The 644-nt window shown below is 62.3% G+C and carries 1 protein-coding gene and 1 pseudogene; both read right to left on the bottom strand.

From position 1 onward, the window contains the following. Positions 1 to 146: 146 nt before the first annotated feature. Positions 147 to 407, bottom strand: a pseudogene (locus tag P1T08_18890) (ATP-binding protein). Next, positions 404 to 644, bottom strand: a 241-nt coding sequence (locus tag P1T08_18885) for a hypothetical protein (GenBank protein MDF1598138.1), incomplete at its 5' end; no start/stop codon positions are given. The pseudogene P1T08_18890 and the gene P1T08_18885, both read right to left, overlap by 4 nt.

Raw genomic sequence — 644 nt, 5'->3', positions numbered from 1 at the left:
CATCAGACTACTCACCCAACCAAGGACCCTTAACAACCAGCGTGTGCCTACACATTTCGCGGCCGCCAGCCAGCCTCAACGCCGTGACCAGCACATTCGCCCCAACAAGTGCCCACATCAGCCCCTCAACTGCGGAACCCCGGTTTGGGGATTGATGATTCGGTCAGGTTGAACTCGTCGAGGGTCTTTTCGACTGGGAACCGGGCGGCTTTGAGGCGGCTGCGAGTATTGGATTCGTCGCGGGCGGTGATCTCTAGGTCGACGAGGACCCGGAGGGTTTCTTCGGGGGCCCACCGTTGGGTTTTCGCGGTCAGCAGCACTTCGGGGCCGGCCCGGCGGATGGTTCCCAATCGGAGTCGTCTCAATCCGGCTTCGAGATCTGACGGCAAGGCGGGTGGGGTGTTCATGCCAGGTCTCCGATCCGGTAGGCGTCGAAACTGCGGATCTCGACCATGGGCAGATCGACGATGATCTGCTCACCAGGGTGGGCGATGTCGGGAGCGGCCGGGCCGATCGCCAGGATGGAGGCAACATCATCGGCTCGGAATCTTCCGAACCGGACGGCCCTGGGCGTGTCAGATCCTCTGTGTAAGAGGGGTGGCCTGACATAGTGACCCTGGCGGTTGGAGTCGGGGTCCGTGGAA

This window comes from Acidimicrobiia bacterium (genome assembly GCA_029210695.1).
In the GTDB taxonomy this organism is placed as follows: Bacteria; Actinomycetota; Acidimicrobiia; order Spongiisociales; family JAHEDJ01; genus JAHEDJ01.
The sequence above is the reverse complement of the archived record's forward strand: the minus strand, read 5'-3'. Positions and strand labels throughout refer to the sequence as shown.